Origin of the sequence: Roseixanthobacter finlandensis, assembly GCF_043195105.2 — a bacterium.
GTDB lineage: Bacteria > Pseudomonadota > Alphaproteobacteria > Rhizobiales > Xanthobacteraceae > NCEH01.
The window spans coordinates 1,373,912-1,396,962 of the sequence record NZ_CM195536.1; the positions used below are offsets into that span (position 1 = coordinate 1,373,912).

Below are 23,051 nucleotides of genomic sequence, written 5' to 3' on the forward strand. Positions count from 1 at the left end.
TTGAATTTTCCACGAACTTCTGAGAGTTATTATCCCGACGGAAAGATCCCGCGCAAAGCGATGATGTAATTGATGCCGAGCACCGGCATGAGGTTGGAATGCGGCGCGCCGCCGCCGGAGACTGAGATCGCGACGCTGGCGAAGTCGTCATCGGTGGTGGCGGCGCCCGCGGGCGGGTTGGTATAGGGGACGAAGGGAGATGGGATGGTGGCAAAGGTCAGATCGGGGCCTGGCGCGCGGCTTGTTCCCGGCCCGGTGCTGGCTTGCAGCGGGTGGTTGTGGGTCGGCATCGTGGCGTTGGTGAGCGCCACGCTCTCGGCGCCCACGGCCTGCCCGAGGGTATAGGTCGAGAGGTTCGTCCCATGGCCCGTGCCGAGCGGGACGCGGCCGTTCATTTTGGGCAGCATGAAATTGACTCTGCCGTCGCCGCCATAGACCGTGCCGAGCAGCGTGAAGAGCGCTTCGTTTCCGGAGATCGGAAGCGTCGTTCCATCGCAGAAAACCCAGCCACTGGGCGGCTTCAGGCCGGCGAACATGCGGATCTCGCCGATATAATATTCAGCCATGCTTCTATCCTTTCCTTGAAGAGCACGTCACGGCGGATCAGGGGCGCGGGGGATAAAGGCCCTGGGTCGCGATGCAGAGATTGAATGCGAGCGAAGGCTGGATGTTCAGGTGGGCGCCGTTGCCGCCCTCATTGCGAATGGCGTCGGCCTTCACGGCAGTCAGCTGTGTCGCGGCGCCGTAATAATTGGCCTGCGGCTTGCTCGCGTCGACCTGGGTGACCTGGGCGAACACCGCGTTGTTCGGCGCGTTCACCGTGCCCTGCTGGGTTGAGACGCAATAGAGATGGGTATGCGCCGGCAGCTCGGCCTGCGTGAGCGTGACGGTTTCCACCCCCATGGGCGTGTTGAGCGCAACGGTGATGCGGTCAGCCAGGGGCTGGGTATTGAAATACACGGGCACCCGTCCGCGCAGGTCCGGCAGGGCGAAGTTGGCGCGGCCGTCGCCTCCGAACCGGTTGCCCAGCAGTGTGAACAGCGCCTGATTTTGCTGCACCTGCATCAGCTGGCCTTCGCATTTCGCCCATCCGTAGGGGATTCGGTCGTAGGGAAAAATGCGGATTTCACCCAGATAAAAATCGCTCATTGGCGCCTCCGGCGAAATGTTCTCGTTGCGGTGTTTGCAACTCTAGGCAGCATTTCATGGCAACAGCAACCACTTTTAAGTGTGTGCTTCTGTTTTGCAACCTGTGTGGCTCGCGCGGTTGCATTCGCCGTGTGCGATTCGTGCGCAAGGCATGTTCCGCCCCGCAATGTCGGCAGAAATGAATGCGCCCGCGATCGGCGTCGCGGGCGTGGGTTTCGGCATTTCGGGCGGGGGACGAACCCCCCGCCGGGGCGCGGTGTGGAGGGATCAGTTGTTGCCGATGCCGCGGTCGCCCTGCGAGAGGAACAGCGCGTCCTTCTGCGACAGCGCGTGGGTCTCGGGCTCGGCGAAGATATGGGTCGCGCCATGCGGTGCGGCGGTCACGCCATAGCCGAGGGCGGTGTCGGTGCCGCGCATCTCGCCGACGCTCGCGGCGGACTGCGCGGCGACCGAGTAATTCTCCTTGATCATGGCGGCTTCATATTCGTCGGCGCGCGCGGCGCCAGCGAACAGGATGGCGGCACCGAGCGCGAGCAGGGGGAAAGAGAACTTGTTCATCGAAGTGTCTCCAAGTGTTAGTGGGTTAGTGTTCGTGGGTTACACTCCCTATTCCGTTGCCCGTGCTCTTTCAGTTACAGGTACAGATAAAATCAAATTCAATCTCATGTGAGATGTTTGCCTGTAACCTTTTGCGGAAATTTCACGGATCACGTGCGCTCGCGGGCCTTTTTGGCGAGGCATGGGCGCTAAACCCGCAGTCGTCTCGCGGGTTCGTGATGGTCATGTCGGTAACGAAGCGCGGTGCCGCTGCGAAGTCCTCGTAAATGAGGACAGCATGCAGAGCGCCGATGTGGATCTTGATCACTTGATGATTGCCAGCCAGGCCGGCGACGCACAGGCGCATCACGACCTGCTGCGCCAGGCCTCGACGCATCTGCGCGCCTATTTTCGCCGCCAGCTTTCGCGCTATGGCCATGGGTTGGATGCAGCCGAGGATCTGCTCCAGGACACACTCTTGGTGATCCATACGCGCCGGCAAGCCTATCTGCCCGGATCCCCCGTGCTGGCATGGATCTATGGGATCGCGCGCTACAAATTGATTGATTTCCTGCGCGCCCGGCACCGATCATTCTCACATCTGCCCATCGAGGATGCGGAGCATGTGGCGGCACAGGATGGATATGAGGGCATTGATACGGCGCGCGAGCTGCGAAAGGCGCTGGCGAGCTTGCCGAACAACTTCCGCCTGCCCATCGAATACGTGAAGCTCGAGGGCCTCAGCATCGCCGAGGCGGCAGCCCGCACGGGCATGTCCGATGCCGCCATCAAGGTCAGCATTCATCGCGGCATGAAAAAGCTCGCCGCCATCCTTTCGGAGGCACGCCCATGAATACCGACGACCTGATCGACTTTCTCGCCACGCGCGTCGAGCCGGTCGATCCGCATCGGCAGGATCGCCAGGCGCTGGCGGCGCTTCTCATGTCGTTCGCCGCCGCAACCGCCGCCGTGATCGTCGCCTTGGGCCTGCGCGCGGACCTGATGGAGGCCATGGTCTCCGCCGGCTTCGCCATGAAAATCGGCTTCCTGGTGACGCTGGTGGCGATCGCGCTCTGGGGCCTGCGGAAGGGCGCGCGCGCGGGGGCGGCGGATCCGGTGCCGCTCGGCCTGCTCTGCGTGCCGCTGGTGCTGCTGTGGATGCTCGGCGCGCTGGAGCTGGCGCGGCTTCCGCTCGCCTCCTGGCGCGCCACCGTGCTGTTTTACGAATGGCCGGTGTGCCTGCTGTCCATTCCCCTGCTTTCGGCCTTGCCATTGGTCGCGCTTACCTTGGTGGTGCGCGAGGGGGCGCCGACGCATCTGCGCTATTGCGGAGCGCTCACAGGCTTGTGCGCGGGCGGGCTCGGCGCGCTGGCCTATGCCGCCTACTGCCTCAACGACACGCCGGTCTATGTGGGCGTGTGGTACGTGGCTGGCATTGCCGCCGTCACCGCCTTCGGCTGGCTCATGGGGCCGCGCATGCTGCGCTGGTGAGGGTGCGCGTTAGCGGCGCGGCGCCTGCGGGCGCTATTGTGCGGCGGGCGCGCGGGGGATAAAAGCACCCCTCGGCGTTCCGCGGGTTGCCCCTTCATGAATCAGTATAGGGCCGATATCGACGGCATAAGGGCGATCGCGGTTTCCCTTGTCCTTGTGTTTCACGCCGGATTTTCGTTTCTGCCGGGCGGATTTATTGGCGTTGACGTGTTTTTCGTCATCTCCGGTTATCTGATCACGGACAATCTGCTCCAGGCGATGCGCGCCGGGTCGTTTTCGCTGCTGGATTTCTATGATCGGCGGGTTCGGCGCATTCTGCCGGCGCTGCTGGTGGTGATCGCCGCGACGCTGGGCGCGGGCTTTTTGATCCTCGCGCCGGGCGCCTATGCGGTGCTCGGGCGCAGCGCGGCGTTCGCGGCGCTCGGCATTTCCAATTTCTTCTTCTTCCGCAATACCGGCTATTTCGACGGCGCGGCCGAGGCGATGCCGCTGCTCCACACCTGGTCGCTGGCGGTGGAAGAGCAATTCTATCTCGCCTGGCCGCTGGTGCTCTATGGCGCCTATCGTGGCGCGAGGCGCTGGCCGCGCCTGCTGCCGCTGGTGGTCGCGCTGGTGGTGGGCCTGAGCTTCGCCCTCGCCGCGCAGAAGGTGGCGGAAGGGGCGAAAAGCGCTTTCTATCTGCCCCTCGGCCGGGCCTGGGAATTGGCGCTGGGCGGCGCCCTGGTGCTGGCGCGCGATCGTCTCGCCCGGCTGCCCGGCTTCGTGGCGCAGGGGCTGAAGCTCGCCGGCCTCGGCCTCATCATCGCGCCGGCGCTGCTGCTGACCGCCGCCAGCCCGTTTCCGGGGCTCAACGCTTTGGCGCCGGTGCTGGGCGCGGCGCTGCTGCTGATGCCGACCCGTGGCCCGACCCTCGGCGCGCGGCTGCTCGCTTTGCCGCCGCTACCCTTCATCGGCCGCATCTCCTATTCGCTCTATCTCTGGCACTGGCCGGTGCTGGTGTTCGCGCGCCAGTACCAGAACGGCGATCCGCTGGGGACGGGGGAGGCGCTCGGCGCGCTCGCGGCTTCCGTGCTGCTGGCATGGCTCTCCTGGCGGTTCGTCGAACAGCCGTTCCGCGTGCGCCGCTTCGCCGCGCGCAAAGTGGTGCTGGCGGGAAGCGCAGCCTGCCTGCTGATGGCCGCGCTCTCCTTCGGCATTTATCGCGCCGACGGCATTTCCGGCCGCGTCTCGCCGCAATTGGAGGATCTGGGCTCGCTCGCGCGCATGTGGGCTTGGCCGTGCCCGCAGCAGGTCTCGCTGGATGGCGGGCCGAGCGTCTGCGTCGCCGGCGCCGATTGGGCGAGCGCCAAGACGCGCGGCGTGATCTGGGGTGACAGCCATGCCGAGCATCTGATGCATCTGCTGGATGTCGCGGGGCGCAAGACCGGCACGGCGGTGGCGCTGCTGCGCATCTGCCCGGCCATCTTCTCCGAGGACGGGTTGCGCCGCAAACCGGTGGGCCTGCCGCCGGAATGCGAGCGCACCTATCGCGCCACCCTCGCCATGCTGAAGGCGAACCCGCAGATTAATCTGGTGATGCTCGCCTCGAACTGGGGCTTCATGCCGGATTCGGTCTATCGCCGGGAGGGGGACGCGACCAGCCACGAGGCGGGGCTGCGGCTGATGCGGGAAACCTTCCTCGATCTCTTGCCGCGCCTCGCCTCGCCGGGCCGCAGGATCATCCTGTTCGCGGACATTCCCCATTGGGCGAGCGACCCGCTGCCCTGCGTCGCCGCCCACGACGGCTCGCTGCTGCGGGCGCCCTGCCGACGCGAGGTGGACCGCCTCACCCCGGCCGAGTTCGGCCAGGACCAGCGCGACGTGGATGCGATGTTCCGCTCGCTGCGCGGGGTGCGGGACGATGTGGTGGTGGCGGTGCCGGCGGACAAGATGTGCGACCAGAGTGGGTGCATGGCCCGTTTCGACGGGCAGTTCCTGTATTTCGACCGCGATCATTTCCGCCGCAACATTCCCCTGGCGACGCGCGAGCGTTTCGCCGATCTGCTCGGCCTGCCGGCGCTGATCGACGTCGGGGGCGGCGGGGCAAAGGCGGCGGCGCAGGCCGGGGAATGAGCGGGCGGCGGGAAATTTCCCGCCGCCATGACGGATGCGGGCATCATAGGCCGCGAATGTCATGCCCCGTTTGTCATGCCGTGTTCATCTATGGTCGCACAGGCTGGTTTCGTCCGTTGCGCGCAATCGCGCGCTCGGCGGGCGGCATGCGAACCATTCCGCAGCGGGGGCGTTCTCTGGGCGGAGCACGCAGGAGAAGCAGATGAGCATCTTTGGAAAGATCGTTTCCGCCATTTTCGGCCACTCGGCTCAGGCCGAGACCGTAGCCCCGGCTGACGCGCCGTCGCCCGGCGGCACCTCGGGCGGTGCTACGCCTCCCGTTCCCGGCGCGACGCCCGCCGCCCCGGCCGCCCCGGCGGTGGACGTGGAAGCTGTCCTCACTGGCCTTGCCGCCAAGAACAGCGAGAAGCTGGACTGGCGCCATTCCATCGTCGACCTGATGAAGCTGCTGGACCTCGATTCCTCGCTCGCGGCACGCAAGGAACTCGCCCACGAGCTGAATTATTCCGGCGACACGGGCGATTCCGCCACCATGAACATCTGGCTGCACAAGCAGGTGATGGCGAAGCTGGCCGAGAACGGCGGCAAGGTTCCCGAAGACCTGAAGCGCTGAGGCTAGGCGACCGAGCCCACGCGCAGGACCCCCCACGCGCAGGACCCCCGCGCCCCACTCTGGGCGCGGGTCTTTTCGCGGACATGTGCCCGCGCTGGAGGTAAGAGCAGCACATGTATTCATCGCCCGACGGACAATCAGGGAAGCAATCCTGACATAAGCCCAAAGTTTTCGTGAGCGCGGCTGCTCTTGCCTTGCGCGACGGAAAGGCCTATTGCCCGCGGCGGGACACTCCTCCCCAACGAGGAGCGCCCATCTGAAAGGATGGCCATCATGACGACGACTGACGCTCCGGCGACCCGCCCGGAGAACCCTAATTTTTCGTCCGGTCCTTGTGCCAAGCGTCCCGGCTGGACGCTGGACGCCCTGCGCGACGCGCCGCTCGGCCGCTCGCACCGCGCCAAGATCGGCAAGACCAAGCTCAAGCAGGCGATCGACCTCACTCGCGACGTGCTCGAAGTGCCGGCCGATTATCGCATCGGCATCGTGCCCGCTTCCGACACCGGCGCGGTGGAGATGGTGCTGTGGTCCATGCTGGGCGCCCGCCCGGTGGACATGCTCGCCTGGGAAAGCTTCGGCGAAGGCTGGGTGACGGACGTCGTCAAGCAGCTCAAGCTCGCCGACGCGCGCATCATGACCGCGCCCTATGGCGAACTGCCGGATCTCAAGGCGGTGGATTTCACCCATGACGTGGTGTTCACCTGGAACGGCACCACCTCCGGTGTCATGGTGCCGGATGCCGACTGGATCCCGGCCGACCGCGAAGGCCTGACCATCTGCGACGCCACCTCGGCGGCGTTCGCCCAATCGCTCGATTTCGCCAAGCTCGATGTGGTCACCTTCTCCTGGCAGAAGGTGCTGGGCGGGGAAGCGGCGCACGGCATGCTGATCCTCTCCCCGCGCGCGGTGGAGCGGCTCGAAACCTACAAGCCCGCCTGGCCGCTGCCGAAGATCTTCCGCATGACCAAGGGCGGCAAGCTGATCGAGGGCATTTTCGAGGGCGAGACCATCAACACGCCCTCCATGCTGTGCGTGGAAGATTATATCGACGCCCTGGAATGGGCGAAGATGGTGGGTGGCCTGCCGGGCCTGAAGGAGCGCTCCAACCGCAATTTCGAGGCCATCGCGCAATGGGTGCACCGCACCGATTGGGTGGATTTCCTGGCCAAGGACCCCGTCACCCGCTCCAACACCAGCGTGTGCCTGAAGGTGGTGGATCCGGACGTGACCTCCCTTCCCGCCGACGCGCAGGCGGCCTTCGCCAAGGCGCTCTCCGCCGGCCTGGAAAAGGGCGGCATCGCCTATGACATCGGCGCCTATCGCGATGCCCCTCCCGGCCTGCGCATCTGGTGCGGCGCCACGGTGCAGGCCTCCGACGTGGAAGCCTTGACCCATTGGCTCGACTGGGCGTTCGCCGTCGCCAAGGGCTCGCTCGCCAAGGCGGCGTGAGGGTTCGCCCCTAAGCGCAATCGGCTCCCTCTCCCGCTTGCGGGGGAGGGTGGGGGAGGGGGCAGACGCCAGCCTCTCCTATTTTCTTAGCGCTTCCGGCCTTTGGCCAGCCCCCTCCCAACCCTCCCCCGCAAGCGGGAGAGGGCTTTGACGACCCGGCCTGCCGCATGTGCGCGGCCGCACTCGCAAACCCAATTCCGGAGCCCACACCATGGCCCCTCGCGTTCTCATTTCGGACAAGCTGTCCGCCGCCGCCGTGCAGATCTTCAAGGATCGCGGCATCGATGTTGATTTCCAGCCCGACCTTGGCAAGGACAAAGACAAGCTGGCCGAGATCATCGGCAATTATGATGGCCTCGCCATTCGCTCCGCCACCAAGGTGACGCCGAAGATCCTGGAAAAGGCGACCCGCCTGAAAGTCATTGGCCGCGCCGGCATCGGCGTCGACAATGTCGACATCCCGGCCGCGACCGCCAAGGGCGTGATCGTGATGAATACGCCCTTCGGCAATTCCATCACCACCGCCGAGCATGCCATCGCCATGATGTTCGCGCTCGCCCGCGAAATCCCCGCCGCCGATGCCTCCACCCAGGCCGGCAAGTGGGAGAAGAACCGCTTCATGGGCGTCGAGCTCACGGCCAAGACGCTGGGCATCATCGGCTGCGGCAATATCGGCTCCATCGTCGCCGAGCGCGGCGTCGGCCTGAAGATGAAGGTCATTGCCTTCGATCCCTTCCTCTCCGCCGAGCGCGCCAAGGACCTCGGCGTCGAGAAGGTGGAACTGGACGACCTGCTCGCCCGGGCCGATGTCATCACGCTCCACACGCCGCTGACCGAGAAGACCAAGAACATCCTCTCGGCGGAAAACCTCGCCAAGACCAAGAAAGGCGTGCGCATCATCAATTGCGCGCGCGGCGGCCTGGTGGACGAAGTGGCGCTGCGCGCCGCCCTCGACAGCAAGCACGTGGCCGGCGCCGCCTTCGACGTGTTCACAATCGAGCCCGCCGAGACCAACCCGCTGTTCGGCCATCCCAATGTGATCTGCACCCCGCACCTCGGCGCCGCCACGACGGAAGCGCAGGAGAATGTGGCGCTCCAGGTGGCCGAGCAGATGAGCGATTATCTGCTGTCGGGCGCCATCTCCAATGCGGTGAACTTCCCCTCCATCACCGCCGAGGAGGCCCCCAAGCTGAAGCCGTTCATCGAGCTTGCCGAAAAGCTCGGCTCGTTCGCGGGCCAGCTCACCGAGACCGACATCAAGACCGTGCGCATCACCTATGAGGGCGCGGTCGCCGAGCTGAAGGTGAAGGCGCTGACCAGCGCGGCGGTCGCCGGCCTGCTGCGCCCGATGCTGGCCGACATCAATGTGGTCTCCGCCCCGAGCGTCGCCAAGGAGCGCGGCATCGTGATCGAGGAAACCACCCGCGCCGCCGAGAGCGACTATGACAGCCTGATCACCCTGACCGTCATCACCGACACGTTCGAGCGTTCGGTGTCCGGCACGGTGTTCGCCGATGGCCGCCCGCGCATCGTCAACATCAAGGGCATCAAGGTGGACGCTGAGTTCGCGCCCTCCATGCTCTATGTCACCAATGAGGACAAGCCGGGCTTCATCGGCCGCTTCGCCAGCCTGCTGGGCGATGCGGGCGTAAACATCGCCACCTTCGCCCTCGGCCGCGATCGCCAAGGCGGGGATGCCATCGCGCTCGTGGAAGTGGACGGCGCGCTGCCCGCCGACGTGATCGCCAAGGTGGAAGCCCTGCCCCAGGTGAAGCACGCCAAGGGCCTCGCCTTCTGAGGGCTGTCCAAACGCGCGGACGCTGAAGCATAAGACAGCCGCCGGATCGCATCCGGCGGCTTTTTGCTGTTCGGCGAGTCAGGCCGGGGCGGGTGCGCGGGCGCGGGTGGCGGTGATGATGCCGGCGATCACCAGCGCATAGCCGACCCCGTGGAACCATTCCACCTGCTCGCCCAGCACCAGGATGGCAAGCGCCGAGCCGAACACCGGCATGAGGTGGAAGAACGGCGCCGCGCGATTGGCGCCCACCAGCTCCACGCCGCGATTGAACGCCATATAGGCGATCAGCGATGGCGCGGTCATCACGAAGCCCAGCACGGACAGCGTCATGCGGTTGAAATGGATGACGTGGCCCTGGCTGATCTCGAACAGCGCGAACGGGATGAGCAGCAGCGCGCCCATGCCCATGATCACGGTGAGGAAGGACAGCGAGCGCATGGGCGGGCGCAGCCGCAAGTTCGCGGCATAGAAGGCATAGATCACGAGCGCCGCGATGATCCAGATATCGCCCACATTGGGCTTGAGGTGCAGCAGAACGTCGATGTCGCCCCGGCTCACGATCACCACCACGCCCAGCAGCGAGATGATGATGCCGGCGATCTGGCCCTTCGAGAGCCGGTCGCGAAACAGCAACAGGCTCCAGAGCGCGATCAGCAAGGGCGAGGAGGATTGCACCAGCAGGCCGTTCAGGGCCTGGGTATATTGCAGCCCGTAATAGCTCATGGCGTTGTAGCAGGCGATGCCACACGCCGAGAGGACCATCAGGAACAGCCAGTTGCGCCGCACGAGCGGCCAGTCGCCGAGCACCTGGCGATAGGAAAAGGGCAGCAGGATCAGCGTTGCTCCCGCCCAGCGCAGGCAGGCGAGCGTGATCGGCGGGATGTGGCCCGCCACGAAGCGGCCCAGCACCATGTTGCACGCCCAGAGAAGGGCGGTGATGGACAGCAGCAGATAGGGCGCGTTGTTGATGCGGTGGCCCAGCCGTCCGAGGGGCGAACGGGACATGGGCGCGTGGGGAACGGGCGATTGGGGAATGGGCGGAGGGGACATGGGGCTTCCTGGCGTGCCGCCTTTTCAGGCATTTCACACGCCAGGAAAAGAGAATTTTGATGCAGGACCCATCACAAGCGTTGATGAGTCCTGCGCCATAGCCAAGCTGCCGCTTATTTTCCCAGCAGCTGATCGAGCAATTGGTAGGAGGTAGGATTGTCAGCACACATGCCGCCGCCGCATTCCAGCACGGTCGACAGCCCGTTCGCCAACGCCATCGCGGTTGCGAGCGCCACCGCGACCAGGGCGAAGCGGGTGGGGCGGCCGGGCACCGCCTCCGGAGCGAACTGGCGGTCGAACAGCAGCAGAATCGCGCCGCCGAGGGCGATCACGCCGAACACCGCCGCCGCCCAGGCATAGAAATGGATGCCGAAGAAGGCATCGCCATAGGTGCCCTCGCCGGGAATGATGTGCAGCAGCGTCTGCCGCACCGACACCATGCCGCCGGCGAAGGCCGAGAGAATCATGATTGCATAATGGCTCGGCCGCGGGCCGAACTTCACGTTCAGGGCGAGGCCGATGCCGGCGCCCACGAAGCCGGCGCGTTGCAGCAGGCACAGCGGGCAGGGCAGGTCGTTGAACACGATCTGGTCGAAGAACGCCGCCGCCAATACGGCGGAGACCGCGAACAGCCCGAGGGCATTGAGAGTGCGGGAGAGGGAAGGTGTCACGCCGGCTTCCTCACAGCACCAGGTTGAGCGGATCGGTGGCGTGCATCTTGAACAGCGTCAGCAGCGCCAGCAGCGACAAGCCCCAGACCAGCATGGAGGGAACGCGCTGGCCCGCGAGGATCAGCGCGAACGCAACGAAGAAACCGAAAAACGGCAAGGTCATCATGGACGCAGCCCCCCTGGGCCAATTCCGGCCGTGCGCGCCGCGCGCCGATTCCGCAGCGAGAGTTTAGCGCTCTTGGGGGGTGAGCGGTGGCTTAATCCTCAGGGGCTCAATTTCGCTGCGTCGAAGCGGATCACGTCCGCGCCCACGAGCGAATCCGCGGTGACGATCTCGATCAGCTCTTCGTTCGTCCAGCCCAGGGTCTCCGGTGGCTGCATGGGAAGGACCATCCAACGATAGTCCGCAGTGCTGTCGACCACGCGGATCTCGGTCTCCCGGGAAAAGTGCATGCCCCATTCTTCCAGCAGAGCGCGCGGGTTGCGGGCGGCGCGGGCGCGATAGGCAAAGGATTTGTACCAATGCGGAGGGTAGCCGAGCAGCCAGCGCGGATAGCAGGAGCACAATGTGCAGACGACCAGATGATGAACGCTCGGGGTATTCTCGAGCACGCCGAGCGGCGGCCCGCCGGCGGGATAGAAGCCGAAGCTTTCGGCGGCTGCGGTTCCGTCCCGCAGCAGGAGATCCTTGAATTCCGGGTCGGTCCAGGCCTTGGCGACCAGGCGGGCACCATTGCGCGGGGAAGCTAAAGCCGCAGCGTCCATCCGCTCGCGCAGCGCCGCTTCGGTGACGACGCCTGCAGCCTGCAGATGCGCGATGAGCCGATCCAGCATGACGACGCTGCGCGGGTCCTGATCAGTTTCGGCCATGGCGCGCTCCTAGTCCTTGAGCCAGTGTTCGTACACTTCGACGAGGATGGAATCGCCCGCCTGGGCTTCCCCCGGCCAGAGCTCGTCGAGGGAAAAACGGACATGGTAGAGCTTCCGGCGCACGGTCGGCCGCCCGAATGCCAGATCGCCCGGATCCTCATACGCGCCGAGGAATGCAAGGATCCGCCCGCGCTTGCCCCTGAGATAGGACGGAGTCCGCACGTGGCAGGGACCACGTTCCTCGGGCCAGTCGGCCATCACCGTGACATCACGGTCCAGGGGAAGGTCGAGCATGCAGGCCATTCCTTCTCGATGCCGCTATTCGATGTTCAAAAACAAGTCCGGATCAATAATTCCCTTCTCGCCCAAGATCAGGATAATGGATCTCAGCCATTTTTCATAATAAGATAACGTATTATAGTCCTCGACGCTCAAGGATTCGATGCCGCGGCGCAGCTCGTCCACCGTCATGATCCCGCTGGCACCAAGCACCAGACGCAGCGCGTCGCAGCGCCGCTCAAAATCATTCAGCTGAACCGGGCGCGGATCTTTCTCGACCGGCAGGCACATGAAGCGCGACTGGCCGCCGAGATCGTGAGTTGCCGCCCGCTCAAGATTATCCATGTCTCAAGGGCCCTTGGTTCGCATTCGGATCGTCCGCGCATCCCTGGGTTTGGTAGCTGAATCGAGATCCGGATGTAAACACGAGGCCACAAGCGCCCTCATCACCATCTGCTGATTTTTCCAGCGCGGCCGAGCCACCAGATTGATGTACCCGGCCCGGCGCGGGCGACTTTGCCTCGCACGTAGCCGGAGTAGCTCCATTTGCCTATAATCGTGGCAAATAATGCCTGAAATAGAAGCAATAGTTTTATAGCCAACGATTGAAAATAATATGCAGTGTGCTTACGATCTTGTCGGTCGGGTAAGGGAAAACCGGTTTCTCAGCGCTTCAGTGCGCTGAAATCTTAAGTTGTAGTCCTGCTGTTGCGGGCGCGTTTCGGTATTGCATTTTGGATTGCTTGCAGTCCGGCTTCGGTCTGCGCTTGAGGGCGGGGCGAATACGCCGCGATCTGAGCGGCGGCGGCAGGAATGCACATTCAGTCGGGATCAATGGCTGGCATGGCGGAATCGTTATCTCTTCCCCTGAGGGCTTGCGTCATGTGGTCGGGCTGGCGCCGGTTGCGCAGATGGGCCCTCAGGCTGGCCGGTCTGGGTACGCTGGTCGTGGTCTGGCAGACGCTTTCCTCATTGGGCTACCTCAATACGCTTCTGTTTCCTCCGCCGAGCGCGGTCGCCGTGACGTTGATCGACCTGCTGCGTGATGGAAGTCTTCTGGAGAACAGCTGGGCAAGCATCCAACGGGTGCTCGCCGGGTTCGCGATGGCGAGCATCGTCGGCATTGCCTTCGGTATTCTCCTGGGGTGGTCGGAACTTGCGTCCGAGGTGCTGAAGCCAATCATCGAAGTCATCCGGCCAATCCCGCCGATCGCCTGGACCCCGCTCGCCATCCTTTGGTTCGGCGTCGGCAATTCCCCGAGCTATTTCCTGGTGTTCATCGGCGCGGTCTTCCCGGTGTTCGTGAATACCTATGTCGCGGTGCGTGGCATCGAGAAGAGCCAGATCAACGCGGCGCTGTGCCTCGGGGCGCGTCCGATGCTCATCCTCACCGATGTGATCGTTCCGGCCGCGCTGCCGATGATCTTTCCGGGCCTTCGCATCGCGCTGGGGGTCGGCTGGATGTGCGTCGTGGCGGCGGAACTGATCGCGGCCCAGTCCGGCCTCGGCTACATGATCCAGCAGAGCCGCATGATGCTCATGACCTCGAGCGTCCTTGCCGGAATGCTCACCATCGGCGCCATCGGCTATGCCGCGAACAGCCTGATGCTGATGCTGGAGCGCCGGGTGATGCGCTGGCGGTCCGAGGCGGTCTCGTGATGGCAAGCTCCGCAATTTCCATTCGCGGCGTCTCGAAGCGGTTTGCCGGCCACGATGACGCGAGCGGCACCCTGGCGCTGGCCCGGGTCGATCTCGAGGTTCGCAAAGGCGAGGTGCTGATGTTGCTCGGCCCCAGCGGCTGCGGCAAGTCGACATTGTTGAATATCATCGCAGGTTTTCTTGCCCCCTCCGAGGGAGAGGTGCTGCAGGACGGCGCGCTCGTCAGCCGACCCGATCCGCGCCGGACAGTGGTGTTCCAGGATTATGCGCTGTTTCCCTGGAAGAGCGTCCAGGAGAATGTCGAGTTCGGCCTGAAGGCGAAGGGCGTGCCGAAGGCCGATCGGCGCCGGCGCGCCCGCGAGGTGTTGCGGACCGTCCGGCTGAACGGGTTCGAGGAGCGTTATCCGCACGAGCTTTCCGGCGGCATGAAGCAACGGGCCGCGATTGCCCGTGCCATCGCCGTGGATCCGGAAGTCCTGCTCATGGACGAGCCGTTCGGCGCGCTCGATGCGCAGACCCGTGTCCTGCTCCAGGAAGAGCTTGCGCGGATTTCCGCGGAAACCGGAATGACCATCATTTTCGTCACGCACTCCATCGACGAGGCGGTCTTCCTCGGCGACCGCATCGTCGTGATGAGCGCGCGTCCGGGGCGGATTCGCGAACTCCATGACGTTTCGCTGTCTCGCCCAAGACTGCCCGATATCCGCTCCGACCCCGAATTCCGGCGGCTCGCCGACGGCTTGTGGGAGTCCCTCCGCAAGGATTGGCAGCACGAGGCAAGCCAGGTCGCGGCGGCGGTTTGAGCCGGTGCGATGACGGGCCGCCCGCGCAGCGGCGCCTGCGGTCCAGCACATTCATCCACGCACGCAGTTCCCGTGCCTGAAAAAGGGGGTTTGTCATGAAGCGCTGGGCATGGGGTTTTGTCTTGAGCCTGTTTGCGGTTGGTTGCGCAACCGGGAGCTACGCCGCGGATACCATACGGATCGGCTGGCAACCGACGTCGACCGTCAGCAGCCAGATCGCAAACACATTGGCGCGGACGGACATTCTTGAGCGCAACGGTCTCAAGGGCGAGTTCATCATGTTCACCTACGGGCCAGCCGTGAACGAGGCGCTGGTTTCGGGTGCGATCGATGTCGGGTTCATCGGCGATCTGCCGTCCATCGCCCTTGCAGCCGCGGGGGCGCCGACCACGGTCGTCGCCCGCCAATCCACATTCCGGGGCGCGATCCTCGCCACCAGCAAGAGCGGCATCACCAGCGTGCAGGACCTCAAGGGCAAGAAGCTCTATGGGCCGGTCGGCAGCTCGATCCATCTTGCGGCGGTGGCCATGCTTGCCGATGCCGGGCTGAAGGCGGGAACGGATGTCGAGGTGGTCAACATGGGGTTCGTCGACCTGTCGGACGCCATCGCGGCCGGGCGTGTCGATGCGGTCTTCATCTGGGATCCGTGGATCGAATTTTTCGTCAGCAAGGGCTTGGCGAAGGTCATCGCGTCCGACACCTCGCTGACCATGGTCGTGGCCGCCCGGAACGACTTCCGTACCAAGTCGCCGGACGTGATCCGCCGCTTCCTGGTGGCGCAAAAGGAAGCGCTGGCTTACGCCGCCGCCCATCATGACGAGGCGAATGCCTGGTTCCGCGATTCCGCCGCCGCCAAGTCGCTGCCGGCCGATGTTGTCGCCACGGCGACGGCCTATGATCCGCAATGGGCGGTCAAGGACGTGAACGCGCTGCGCGTCGCCATGACGCCGGCGGAGATGGATCGCTATCTTAATCTCGGCAAACTGGCCGGGCAGCTGAAGGTTTTCCCCCGCGTGCCGGACTTGAAGACCACGACCGACATGAGCGTGGCCGAGACTGTCGACAGCACCAAGATCGATGCCGGCGCAGCGCCGGTCACCGTCAAGCCCTAGAGCCGGATCTGCCCATAGTGGATGGCCTTGGGCGTTTCACTATGGGCAGTGAATCCGCCTCTATTCAATAAGTTAGAGGACGATTCACCTCCCATATGGAACCACCAAGTGGTTCCATATGGGAGGATCGCGCTCTAGGCTCCAGACTCAATCAGGTCCACCAGATGACGATAGCGGCAAGCGTGACGGCGGCAGCGAAGTTCACGGCGAGCTTGTCGTAGCGGGTGGCGATGCGTCGAAAATCCTTGAGGCGACAGAACATGCGCTCGATGAGGTTGCGCTGCTTGTAGGCGACCGGGTCGAAGGGGTGCCGGTGTTTCCGGGTTGGATTGTTCGGAATCACCGGCATGGTGCCGCGATTTACCAGAAACTGGCGAAGCCCATTGCTGTCGTAAGCGGTATCGGCGGCACACATACGTCCCGGCGGCAGCGGTGCCAGCAGAACGGCTGCCGCCCTCACATCACCCAGTTGGCCGGCCGTTATTTCGAAGGCGATGGGGCGTCCGCAGCCGTCGACGACGGCATGGATTTTGGTGGTGCGTCCGCCGCGCGAGCGACCAACCGCTTGCGCCGCCTCCCCCCTTTTCCCCCACCTGCAGAGCGGTGAGCTTTGGCAGTCGTGCTGTCGATCATCTGCACGTCATCCGGGGTCACGACGATGAGCGCCTGAAAGAGGCGCTGCCATAATCCACGGCCGGACCAGCGATGAAACCGATTGTAGATGGTCGTCGGTGGACCGTAGAACGCGGGACAATCTTGCCAGCGGCATCCCGACTTAAGGACGTGAATGATACCGCTTAGCACCCGACGGTCATCAACACGGCGGGCACCAGGCCTATTACGCGGAAGGTGCGGTTCAATCGCGGCCCACTGCAGATCACTTAGCCAGAATTCGCCTGCCATGACCCAAGCTCCTTCGATTGGAAGTTTGAATCACGACAGGCATTCCAGCTCAAGAGCTTGATTGGGTTTTAACCCTAGAGTATTTTCGAGGGAAGTGGACACCGGTTCGCGTGAAGAAAATGCGATAACGCAATGAATTAGGGCATTTCATCGTTTCCGGGAAACGATGAAATGCCCTAGCTGGCGGCACCTTCCGGCCTCATGTGGCTCGCATGGGGACCCGTTGACGCAAGGCTGTCAGTCCACGCCAAGGACGGACAGTCTTGCGCGGTTTCCTGCGGAATCCTCCAGAAGCACCGCGCCGGCCTCTTCCGCCAGCGTCGACCCCGCGGCGGCAAACCTCTGCCGGAGGGTTGCGAGGTCCGACGCGGGCAGCGCGATGTCAAACCGGTCCAGGCCGCCGGCATTGGGGGGAACGCGTGGCGTGCCTTGCGAGTGCCACACGTTCAGGCCGAGATGGTGGTGGTATTTGCCAGCACTCACGAACAAGGCGCCGGGATAGCGCGCCATCACGTCGAACCCGGCCAGCTCCACCCAGAAGCGGTGCGCGGCGGCAAGGTCGTTCACTTTCAGATGAACATGTCCGACGTCCGTCCCGGCGGGCGCGGGGCCAAGGTCCGTGCTTTCGGCGGCGAGGTTGGTCAGGTCGAGGCGCAGCGTCGCCATCTGGAGCGTGCCGTCGGGCCCGAACCATTCGGCCCTCGGGCGGTCGCGATAGATCTCGATGCCGTTGCCGTCCGGATCGTCGAAATAGAGCGCCTCGCTCACCAGATGGTCCGAGGCGCCGAACGGCACGCCGTGCGCTCGCAGTACATTCATCCGCACCGCGAGGCTGGCCCGGTCGGGCACGCGAATGGCGGTGTGGAACAGGCCCGGCGCACGGGCCGGCGGCGCCACCGCATCGGGCGCGTCTTCCAGCACGATGATGGCCTTATCGCCGGCGCCGAGCACGATGCGGCCCGCTTGCGGGGCGAGGCGGGTGAGGCCGACCACCTGCTCATAGAAGGCCGCGAGCTGATCCGGCGTGCGCGTGCGCAGATGAACCGCGCCCAGCCGCAAGGCGGCGGACAGGCCGGCGTGCGGCCCGACGGGAGGGGACAGAGTGGAAACAGACATGGCAAACTCCTGCGCCGGCTTCTGCCTCGGCTCCTGCGCGCCGGGGCACAGGCCTGCGCGCGATGGATCGAGGGTCCGCGCGGCGGATCTATTTCATCAAACTTATGCACGCGCTCGCCGCCGCGCCATTGCAGCGATGCAAACATCCACGTGCAAACCGCGCCGGCACATCCACGCGACCGCCCTCATCCTGTTGAAAGCCCGTGCCCGGCAGGCCTTGTGACGCTTAGACGATAGTTGAGGCTTGAATGCATTTAGGGCTCCCTTATGGTGCCCGGCCAATGGCGACGTGAAAATCAGATCGCCTCAAGTGGAAATGCGGGGACACTCCCAAATGAACATTCTGCTCGCGCTCAGCCGAGCGATCGATGCCGTGAACATCCGCATCGGCAAGGCGGTGGCATGGCTGATCCTGGTGGCCGTGCTGGTGTCGGCGCTGAATGCCGTGATCCGCAAGGTCTTCGATCTCAGCTCCAATTCCTGGCTGGAATTGCAATGGGTGCTGTTCGCGGCGGTGTTCCTGCTCTGCGCGTCCTGGACCTTCATCGACAACGAGCATATCCGCATCGACATCCTCAGCTCGCGCCTGTCCAAGCGCACCCGCGACGGCATTGATATTTTCGGGCATATCTTCTTCCTGATGCCGTTCGCGATCGTGCTGCTCGTGACCTCGATCCCGTTCGCGCTGAATTCCTACGGCATCAACGAGCAATCCCTGAACGCTGGCGGCCTGCCGCAATGGCCGGCCAAGGCGCTGGTGCCCATCGGCTTCTTCTTCCTGCTGCTCCAAGCGATTTCCGAGCTCATCAAGCGCGTCGCCATCATCACCGGGCGCATGGAGGACCCCAACGAGAATGTGGGCGGTCATCTCGCCCTCGCCGCCGAGGCGGAGCGTTTGCTGGCGGATGCCGACCGGGTCGACATCCCCCTCGAACCGACCCCCAAGGCCTGAGCGGGAGAACAGAAGAATGTCCGCGTCCCGCACCTTTAAGGTCGGCCTTGTGCTCGCCTGTGCCCTGGTCCTGCTTGGGCTTTCCAGCGATTTCGCACTCGCCGCCGAACCCGGCCTGCGCGGCTGGTTCACCCACAATATGGCGCCGATCATGTTCGGCGCGCTCGTGCTGTTCCTGCTGCTCGGCTATCCCGTGGCCTTCGCGCTGGCCGCGAACGGCCTGATCTTCGGCCTCATCGGCATCGAGCTCGGCCTGTTCCGCCCGGATTTCCTCCAGGCCCTGCCCGAGCGCGTCTATGGCACCATGAACAATGAGGTGCTGCTCGCGGTGCCGTTCTTCACCTTCATGGGGCTGGTGCTGGAGCGTTCCGGCATGGCCGAGGACCTGCTCGACACCATCGGCCAGGTGTTCGGCTCGATCCGCGGCGGCCTTGCCTATGCGGTGATCTTCGTCGGGGCGTTGCTGGCGGCTACCACCGGCGTGGTGGCGGCCTCCGTGATTTCCATGGGCCTGATCTCGCTGCCCATCATGCTGCGCTATGGCTATGACCGGCGCGTCGCGACCGGCGTCATTGCGGCGTCGGGTACGCTGGCCCAGATCATCCCGCCGTCGCTGGTGCTGATCGTCATGGCGGACCAGCTCAACCGCTCGGTCGGCGACATGTATACCGGCGCCTTCCTGCCGGGCCTCATTCTCTCGGGTCTTTACGCGGGCTATATCTTCCTGGTCTCCACGCTGTTCCCGACAGCGACCCCCGGCCTGCCGCTGGAAGCGCAGAACCTGCGGGACCCCCAGCAGAAGATGATGCCCTCGCGCATCCTCGGCGCCATCGCCGCGGCGGGCCTCTCGGTGTTGATCGCCACCGGCTCGCTGCCGGGGCTGACCGCCGGCTTCATTCCCGGCGTCGCGAATCCGGCGGTGTGGGGCGTGGTCTCGTTCGTGCTGCTTTATTTCGTGATGTCCGGCACCGCCAAGCTGCTGACGCCCTCGCTGTTCATCGCGCTGGCGCTCGCCATTGCTGTCGCCATCACCATCATGCAGCGCGGCAGCGTGAAGTTCGGCGCCGATTACGTGGTGCTGACCATGTCCATGACGGTGGGCCTCGCCTTCGTGGTCGCGGTCATCAACCGGGTGTTCAGGCTCGGCCTGCTCTCGAAGCTCGCCGAGCAGGTGGTGTTCGTGATGGTGCCGCCGCTGGCGCTGATCTTCCTGGTGCTCGGCACCATCTTCATCGGCGTTGCGACTCCGACCGAAGGCGGCGCCATGGGCTCGGTGGGCGCGATCCTGCTGGCCTTGGCGCGCGGACGGCTGAGGTTCGACCTGCTGCGGCAGGCGACCTATTCCACCGCCAAGCTCTCCGCCTTCGTGCTGTTCATCCTGCTCGGTGCGCGCGTGTTCTCGCTCACCTTCTACGGCGTGGACGGGCACCGCTGGGTCGAAGAATTGCTGACCTCCGTGCCCGGCGGCCAGACCGGCTTCCTCATCGTGGTCAATCTGCTGGTGTTCGTGCTGGCCTTCTTCCTCGATTATTTCGAGCTGGCCTTCATCATCATCCCGCTGCTGGGGCCCGCCGCCGACAAGCTCGGTATCGATTTGATCTGGTTCGGCATCATCCTTGCTGTGAACATGCAGACCTCGTTCATGCACCCGCCGTTTGGATTTGCGCTGTTCTTCCTGCGCTCGGTGGCGCCGAAGGTGCCCTATCTCGATCGCGTGACCGGCCTGCGCATGGAGCCGGTGACCACGGGGCAGATCTATTGGGGCGCGGTGCCGTTCGTGATCATCCAGATGATCATGGTGGCGCTGGTCATCCTGTTTCCGCAGATGGTGACGCATTACAAGGCGGGCGGCGTGTCGCTGGATCAGAACCAGATTCAGCAGCAATTCGACAGCATATCGCCCAATATCGGCGATCCGCCGCCCCCGGTGCTCGATTTCGGCAAATAGCCGGCGGCGAGCCCGCAAAAAAAGAGCGCCAATCTCGGTTGGCGCTCTTCTTGTTTGTGCGGTGAGGAGGTTCTGCGCGCGGAAGACCGTGGCTCAGGCGGCCTTCTGCGCCTCGCGATCCACGATGGCGACGATGTCGGCCATGATGCGGTTCAGCTCGAAATTCTTGGGCGTATAGACCGCCGCCACGCCGAAGGCCTTCAGCTGGATTTCGTCTTCCATCGGAATGATGCCGCCCACCACCACCGGCACGTCGGTCAACCCCTCGGCGAGCAGCCGGTCCATCACGTCGCGCACCAGCGGCACATGGGAGCCGGAGAGGATGGAGAGGCCGATGACATGGACGCTCTCCTCGAGCGCCGCGTTGACGATCTCGGCCGGGGTCAGGCGGATGCCCTCATAGACCACTTCCATGCCGGCATCGCGGGCCCGCACGGCAATCTGCTCGGCGCCGTTGGAATGGCCGTCCAGGCCCGGCTTGCCGACCAGGAACTTGATGCGGCGGCCGAGCTTGGCGGAGACCGCCTCGACGCTGGCGCGTACCTCGTCCAAGCCCTGGGTGTCGATGCGCGCGGCGCGGCCGACGCCGGTGGGCGCGCGATATTCGCCGAACACCTCGCGCAGGCACGCGCCCCATTCCCCGGTCGTGATGCCGGCCTTCGCGCAGATGATCGAGGGCTCCATGATGTTGCGCCCCTCCTGCGCGGCGCTGCGCAGGCCGGCAAGCGCCGCATCCACCGCCGCCGGATCGCGCGCCGCGCGCCAAGCCTGAAGGCGGGCGATCTGCTCCGGCTCCACATGCTCGGGCACGGTGAGGATGGAGCCTTCGCCGGTGGTGAGGGGGGAGGGCTCGGTCTCGGTCCAGCGGTTCACGCCGACCACCACCTGCTCGCCGCGCTCGATATTCTCCAGCCGGCGGGTGTTGGATTCCACCAGCGCCTGCTTCATGTAGCTGTTTTCCACCGCCGCCACCGCGCCGCCCATGGCCTCGATGCGCGCCAGTTCGTCGCGCGCCTCGTCCTTCAGCGCCTCGACCTTCTTGGCGATCTCGGTGGAGCCGTCGAAAATGTCGCCATAATCCAGCAGGTCGGTTTCATAGGCCACCACCTGCTGCATGCGCAGCGACCATTGCTGATCGAACGAGCGCGGCAAGCCCAGCGCCTCGTTCCAGGCCGGCAATTGCACGGCGCGTGCGCGGGCCTTCTTGGAGAGCGTCACCGCCAGCATCTCCAGAAGAATACGATAGACGTTGTTCTCCGGCTGCTGCTCGGTGAGGCCGAGGGAATTCACCTGCACGCCATAGCGGAACAGCTTCTGCTTGGGGTCGGTGATGCCGTAGCGGTTGATGCAGATCTCGTCCCACAGATCCACGAACGCCCGCATCTTGCACATCTCGGTGATGAACCGCATGCCGGCATTCACGAAGAAGGAGATGCGCCCCACCACCTCGCCGAACACCGCGCCCTGGGCTTCACCGGAATTCTTCACCGTGTCGAGGATGGCGATGGCATTGGCGAGGGCGAAGGCGAGTTCCTGCACCGGCGTCGCGCCGGCTTCCTGCAGGTGGTAGGAGCACACGTTCATGGGGTTCCAGCGCGGCAGGTGCTCGGTCGTGAAGACGATCACGTCCTTGGTGAGCCGCATGGAGGGCGCGGGCGGGAACACATAGGTGCCGCGCGAGAGATATTCCTTGATGATGTCGTTCTGCGTGGTGCCCTGGAGCTGCTTGCGATCTGCCCCCTGCTCGTCGGCGGCGGCGATATAGAGCGCCAGCAACCAGGGGGCGCAGGCGTTGATGGTCATGGACGTGTTCATCTCGGCGAGCGGAATGTCCTGGAACAGGGTCCGCATGTCGCCGAGATGGGAAATCGGCACGCCCACCTTGCCCACTTCGCCGCGCGCCAGGGGGTGGTCGCTGTCGTATCCGGTCTGGGTGGGCAGGTCGAACGCGACCGAGAGGCCGGTCTGGCCCTTGGCCAGGTTGGAACGATAGAGCCGGTTGGAGTCCGCGGCAGTGGAATGACCCGCATAGGTGCGGAACAACCAGGGTTTATCGCGGCTGGTCATTGTCACGTCCTCATTCTCCACCCAACAATTGCAATAATGTGCGCTGCAACGCGGCTGTCGTCGATTGGAAAATATGCGGAGCGGCGCAGAAATCTTCCGCGCTGCATTCGGCGCTGCTGGGTCAGCGTTTCACGAGGCTGATGACGAACAGCAAGATCACCGCCCCGATGGTGGCGCTGATGATCTGGCCCAGCAGCCCGCCGACGATGAACACATTCCCGAACAGGAAGCCGCCGATCAGCGCGCCGACGATGCCGACCGCGATGTTGCCGAGCACGCCGAAGCCGACACCGCGGAACAATTGGCCGGCGAGCCAGCCGGCGATTGCGCCGATGAGGAGCATTCCAATAAGGCCGATCATGGCGATCCTCACAAAACGAGTGGAAGCGCGGGTGCGCGCCGAGGCGTGGATTTTTGCCTGAAAGCCGCGAGCCGGTCGAGTGTGCGCGTGCATCATCCGCGCCCTGAAACG

General features: G+C 64.6%; 24 protein-coding genes. 11 read left to right on the forward strand and 13 right to left on the reverse strand.

What is annotated here, in order from left to right; translation table 11 throughout:
• Positions 1–29: 29 nt before the first annotated feature.
• The 3 genes from V5G24_RS06445 to V5G24_RS06455 form a co-directional block, all read right to left on the reverse strand.
• Positions 30–566: a phage tail protein gene (locus V5G24_RS06445; RefSeq protein WP_394086090.1), complete on the reverse strand. Its 537-nt coding sequence runs from the start codon at positions 564–566 to the stop codon at positions 30–32.
• A gap of 37 nt (positions 567–603) precedes the next feature.
• Complete coding sequence (locus tag V5G24_RS06450; RefSeq protein ID WP_394086091.1) at positions 604–1,149, reverse strand: phage tail protein; 546 nt, start codon at positions 1,147–1,149, stop codon at positions 604–606.
• A 267-nt stretch (positions 1,150–1,416) separates the two neighbouring features.
• A complete protein-coding gene (locus V5G24_RS06455; RefSeq protein WP_394086092.1) occupies positions 1,417–1,707 on the reverse strand; it encodes a hypothetical protein in 291 nt (96 codons plus the stop codon).
• A 181-nt stretch (positions 1,708–1,888) separates the two neighbouring features.
• On the opposite strand from V5G24_RS06455, the gene V5G24_RS06460 reads away from it, so the two are divergent.
• The 6 genes from V5G24_RS06460 to serA all read left to right on the forward strand — a co-directional run bounded on the left by V5G24_RS06460 (position 1,889) and on the right by serA (position 9,149).
• Positions 1,889–2,539, forward strand: coding sequence for a sigma-70 family RNA polymerase sigma factor (locus tag V5G24_RS06460; protein ID WP_394086093.1), 651 nt, complete (start codon positions 1,889–1,891; stop codon positions 2,537–2,539).
• Positions 2,536–3,177, forward strand: coding sequence for an NrsF family protein (locus tag V5G24_RS06465; protein WP_394086094.1), 642 nt, complete (start codon positions 2,536–2,538; stop codon positions 3,175–3,177). Before V5G24_RS06460 ends, V5G24_RS06465 begins: the two co-directional genes overlap by 4 nt.
• Before the next feature lie 96 nt (positions 3,178–3,273).
• Positions 3,274–5,289 carry an acyltransferase family protein gene (locus V5G24_RS06470; RefSeq protein WP_394086095.1) on the forward strand — a complete coding sequence of 672 codons (2,016 nt, stop codon included), beginning with the start codon at positions 3,274–3,276 and terminating at the stop codon, positions 5,287–5,289.
• Positions 5,290–5,491: 202 nt separating this feature from the next.
• Entirely contained in the window at positions 5,492–5,902 is a 411-nt protein-coding gene (locus tag V5G24_RS06475; RefSeq protein ID WP_394086096.1) for a DUF3597 domain-containing protein, read from the forward strand.
• A 273-nt stretch (positions 5,903–6,175) separates the two neighbouring features.
• The gene (locus V5G24_RS06480; RefSeq protein ID WP_394086097.1) at positions 6,176–7,351 is read left to right on the forward strand and encodes a phosphoserine transaminase; all 1,176 of its coding nucleotides are present in this window, start codon (positions 6,176–6,178) and stop codon (positions 7,349–7,351) included.
• Positions 7,352–7,562: 211 nt separating this feature from the next.
• Positions 7,563–9,149 carry a phosphoglycerate dehydrogenase gene (gene serA, locus V5G24_RS06485; RefSeq protein WP_394086099.1) on the forward strand — a complete coding sequence of 529 codons (1,587 nt, stop codon included), beginning with the start codon at positions 7,563–7,565 and terminating at the stop codon, positions 9,147–9,149.
• Positions 9,150–9,227: 78 nt separating this feature from the next.
• Here the strand turns inward: serA and V5G24_RS06490 are convergent, their stop codons facing one another.
• The 6 genes from V5G24_RS06490 to V5G24_RS06515 form a co-directional block, all read right to left on the reverse strand.
• A complete protein-coding gene (locus V5G24_RS06490; RefSeq protein ID WP_394086100.1) occupies positions 9,228–10,199 on the reverse strand; it encodes a DMT family transporter in 972 nt (323 codons plus the stop codon).
• A gap of 113 nt (positions 10,200–10,312) precedes the next feature.
• Positions 10,313–10,870 carry a disulfide bond formation protein B gene (locus tag V5G24_RS06495; protein ID WP_394086101.1) on the reverse strand — a complete coding sequence of 186 codons (558 nt, stop codon included), beginning with the start codon at positions 10,868–10,870 and terminating at the stop codon, positions 10,313–10,315.
• Between the two features lie 10 nt (positions 10,871–10,880).
• On the reverse strand, positions 10,881–11,036 hold the full coding sequence (locus V5G24_RS06500) for a DUF5993 family protein (protein WP_394086102.1): 156 nt from the start codon (positions 11,034–11,036) through the stop codon (positions 10,881–10,883).
• A gap of 98 nt (positions 11,037–11,134) precedes the next feature.
• Positions 11,135–11,740: a nitrile hydratase subunit alpha gene (locus V5G24_RS06505; RefSeq protein WP_394086103.1), complete on the reverse strand. Its 606-nt coding sequence runs from the start codon at positions 11,738–11,740 to the stop codon at positions 11,135–11,137.
• A gap of 9 nt (positions 11,741–11,749) precedes the next feature.
• Complete coding sequence (locus V5G24_RS06510; protein ID WP_394086104.1) at positions 11,750–12,034, reverse strand: SH3-like domain-containing protein; 285 nt, start codon at positions 12,032–12,034, stop codon at positions 11,750–11,752.
• A gap of 24 nt (positions 12,035–12,058) precedes the next feature.
• Complete coding sequence (locus tag V5G24_RS06515; RefSeq protein ID WP_394086105.1) at positions 12,059–12,364, reverse strand: nitrile hydratase; 306 nt, start codon at positions 12,362–12,364, stop codon at positions 12,059–12,061.
• A gap of 468 nt (positions 12,365–12,832) precedes the next feature.
• On the opposite strand from V5G24_RS06515, the gene V5G24_RS06520 reads away from it, so the two are divergent.
• The 3 genes from V5G24_RS06520 to V5G24_RS06530 all read left to right on the forward strand — a co-directional run bounded on the left by V5G24_RS06520 (position 12,833) and on the right by V5G24_RS06530 (position 15,593).
• Positions 12,833–13,678 carry an ABC transporter permease subunit gene (locus V5G24_RS06520; RefSeq protein ID WP_509292289.1) on the forward strand — a complete coding sequence of 282 codons (846 nt, stop codon included), beginning with the start codon at positions 12,833–12,835 and terminating at the stop codon, positions 13,676–13,678.
• Positions 13,678–14,481 (forward strand): ABC transporter ATP-binding protein, encoded by an 804-nt coding sequence (locus V5G24_RS06525; protein WP_394086107.1) that lies wholly within the window; start codon positions 13,678–13,680, stop codon positions 14,479–14,481. The genes V5G24_RS06520 and V5G24_RS06525 overlap by 1 nt, the downstream gene beginning before the upstream one ends.
• Positions 14,482–14,576: 95 nt before the next feature.
• A complete protein-coding gene (locus tag V5G24_RS06530) occupies positions 14,577–15,593 on the forward strand; it encodes an ABC transporter substrate-binding protein (RefSeq protein ID WP_394086108.1) in 1,017 nt (338 codons plus the stop codon).
• A 151-nt stretch (positions 15,594–15,744) separates the two neighbouring features.
• Here V5G24_RS06530 and V5G24_RS06535 read toward each other — a convergent pair.
• A protein-coding gene (locus V5G24_RS06535) for an IS5 family transposase (RefSeq protein ID WP_509292270.1) occupies positions 15,745–16,496 on the reverse strand; the annotation gives its coding sequence in 2 pieces (ribosomal slippage) (positions 15,745–16,166 and positions 16,166–16,496; 753 coding nt in all).
• Positions 16,497–16,733: 237 nt separating this feature from the next.
• Complete coding sequence (locus V5G24_RS06540; RefSeq protein WP_394085384.1) at positions 16,734–17,612, reverse strand: VOC family protein; 879 nt, start codon at positions 17,610–17,612, stop codon at positions 16,734–16,736.
• A gap of 334 nt (positions 17,613–17,946) precedes the next feature.
• On the opposite strand from V5G24_RS06540, the gene V5G24_RS06545 reads away from it, so the two are divergent.
• Entirely contained in the window at positions 17,947–18,564 is a 618-nt protein-coding gene (locus V5G24_RS06545) for a TRAP transporter small permease subunit (protein ID WP_298309107.1), read from the forward strand.
• Between the two features lie 139 nt (positions 18,565–18,703).
• Positions 18,704–20,512, forward strand: a complete 1,809-nt coding sequence (locus tag V5G24_RS06550) for a TRAP transporter large permease (protein WP_394085481.1) — start codon at positions 18,704–18,706, stop codon at positions 20,510–20,512.
• 93 nt (positions 20,513–20,605) lie between these two features.
• On the opposite strand, the gene V5G24_RS06555 is transcribed toward V5G24_RS06550, so the two are convergent.
• Positions 20,606–22,579 carry a methylmalonyl-CoA mutase family protein gene (locus V5G24_RS06555; RefSeq protein WP_394085385.1) on the reverse strand — a complete coding sequence of 658 codons (1,974 nt, stop codon included), beginning with the start codon at positions 22,577–22,579 and terminating at the stop codon, positions 20,606–20,608.
• A gap of 121 nt (positions 22,580–22,700) precedes the next feature.
• A complete protein-coding gene (locus V5G24_RS06560) occupies positions 22,701–22,940 on the reverse strand; it encodes a GlsB/YeaQ/YmgE family stress response membrane protein (RefSeq protein WP_394085386.1) in 240 nt (79 codons plus the stop codon).
• Positions 22,941–23,051: the final 111 nt, after the last annotated feature.

Excerpts from the sequence above, each read along its gene's own strand:
- V5G24_RS06515 (WP_394086105.1), bottom strand. The coding sequence starts at position 12,364 with ATGGATAATCTTGAGCGGGCGGCAACTCACGATCTCGGCGGCCAGTCG.
- V5G24_RS06445 (WP_394086090.1), bottom strand. The coding sequence starts at position 566 with ATGGCTGAATATTATATCGGCGAGATCCGCATGTTCGCCGGCCTGAAG.
- V5G24_RS06560 (WP_394085386.1), bottom strand. The coding sequence starts at position 22,940 with ATGATCGGCCTTATTGGAATGCTCCTCATCGGCGCAATCGCCGGCTGG.
- V5G24_RS06465 (WP_394086094.1), top strand. The coding sequence starts at position 2,536 with ATGAATACCGACGACCTGATCGACTTTCTCGCCACGCGCGTCGAGCCG.
- V5G24_RS06470 (WP_394086095.1), top strand. The coding sequence starts at position 3,274 with ATGAATCAGTATAGGGCCGATATCGACGGCATAAGGGCGATCGCGGTT.
- V5G24_RS06545 (WP_298309107.1), top strand. The coding sequence starts at position 17,947 with ATGAACATTCTGCTCGCGCTCAGCCGAGCGATCGATGCCGTGAACATC.
- V5G24_RS06455 (WP_394086092.1), bottom strand. The coding sequence starts at position 1,707 with ATGAACAAGTTCTCTTTCCCCCTGCTCGCGCTCGGTGCCGCCATCCTG.
- V5G24_RS06530 (WP_394086108.1), top strand. The coding sequence starts at position 14,577 with ATGAAGCGCTGGGCATGGGGTTTTGTCTTGAGCCTGTTTGCGGTTGGT.
- V5G24_RS06540 (WP_394085384.1), bottom strand. The coding sequence starts at position 17,612 with ATGTCTGTTTCCACTCTGTCCCCTCCCGTCGGGCCGCACGCCGGCCTG.
- V5G24_RS06555 (WP_394085385.1), bottom strand. The coding sequence starts at position 22,579 with ATGACCAGCCGCGATAAACCCTGGTTGTTCCGCACCTATGCGGGTCAT.
- V5G24_RS06520 (WP_509292289.1), top strand. The coding sequence starts at position 12,833 with ATGCACATTCAGTCGGGATCAATGGCTGGCATGGCGGAATCGTTATCT.
- V5G24_RS06550 (WP_394085481.1), top strand. The coding sequence starts at position 18,704 with ATGGCGCCGATCATGTTCGGCGCGCTCGTGCTGTTCCTGCTGCTCGGC.
- V5G24_RS06505 (WP_394086103.1), bottom strand. The coding sequence starts at position 11,740 with ATGGCCGAAACTGATCAGGACCCGCGCAGCGTCGTCATGCTGGATCGG.
- V5G24_RS06480 (WP_394086097.1), top strand. The coding sequence starts at position 6,176 with ATGACGACGACTGACGCTCCGGCGACCCGCCCGGAGAACCCTAATTTT.
- V5G24_RS06525 (WP_394086107.1), top strand. The coding sequence starts at position 13,678 with ATGGCAAGCTCCGCAATTTCCATTCGCGGCGTCTCGAAGCGGTTTGCC.
- V5G24_RS06450 (WP_394086091.1), bottom strand. The coding sequence starts at position 1,149 with ATGAGCGATTTTTATCTGGGTGAAATCCGCATTTTTCCCTACGACCGA.
- serA (WP_394086099.1), top strand. The coding sequence starts at position 7,563 with ATGGCCCCTCGCGTTCTCATTTCGGACAAGCTGTCCGCCGCCGCCGTG.
- V5G24_RS06490 (WP_394086100.1), bottom strand. The coding sequence starts at position 10,199 with ATGTCCCCTCCGCCCATTCCCCAATCGCCCGTTCCCCACGCGCCCATG.
- V5G24_RS06475 (WP_394086096.1), top strand. The coding sequence starts at position 5,492 with ATGAGCATCTTTGGAAAGATCGTTTCCGCCATTTTCGGCCACTCGGCT.
- V5G24_RS06460 (WP_394086093.1), top strand. The coding sequence starts at position 1,889 with ATGGGCGCTAAACCCGCAGTCGTCTCGCGGGTTCGTGATGGTCATGTC.
- V5G24_RS06500 (WP_394086102.1), bottom strand. The coding sequence starts at position 11,036 with ATGATGACCTTGCCGTTTTTCGGTTTCTTCGTTGCGTTCGCGCTGATC.
- V5G24_RS06510 (WP_394086104.1), bottom strand. The coding sequence starts at position 12,034 with ATGCTCGACCTTCCCCTGGACCGTGATGTCACGGTGATGGCCGACTGG.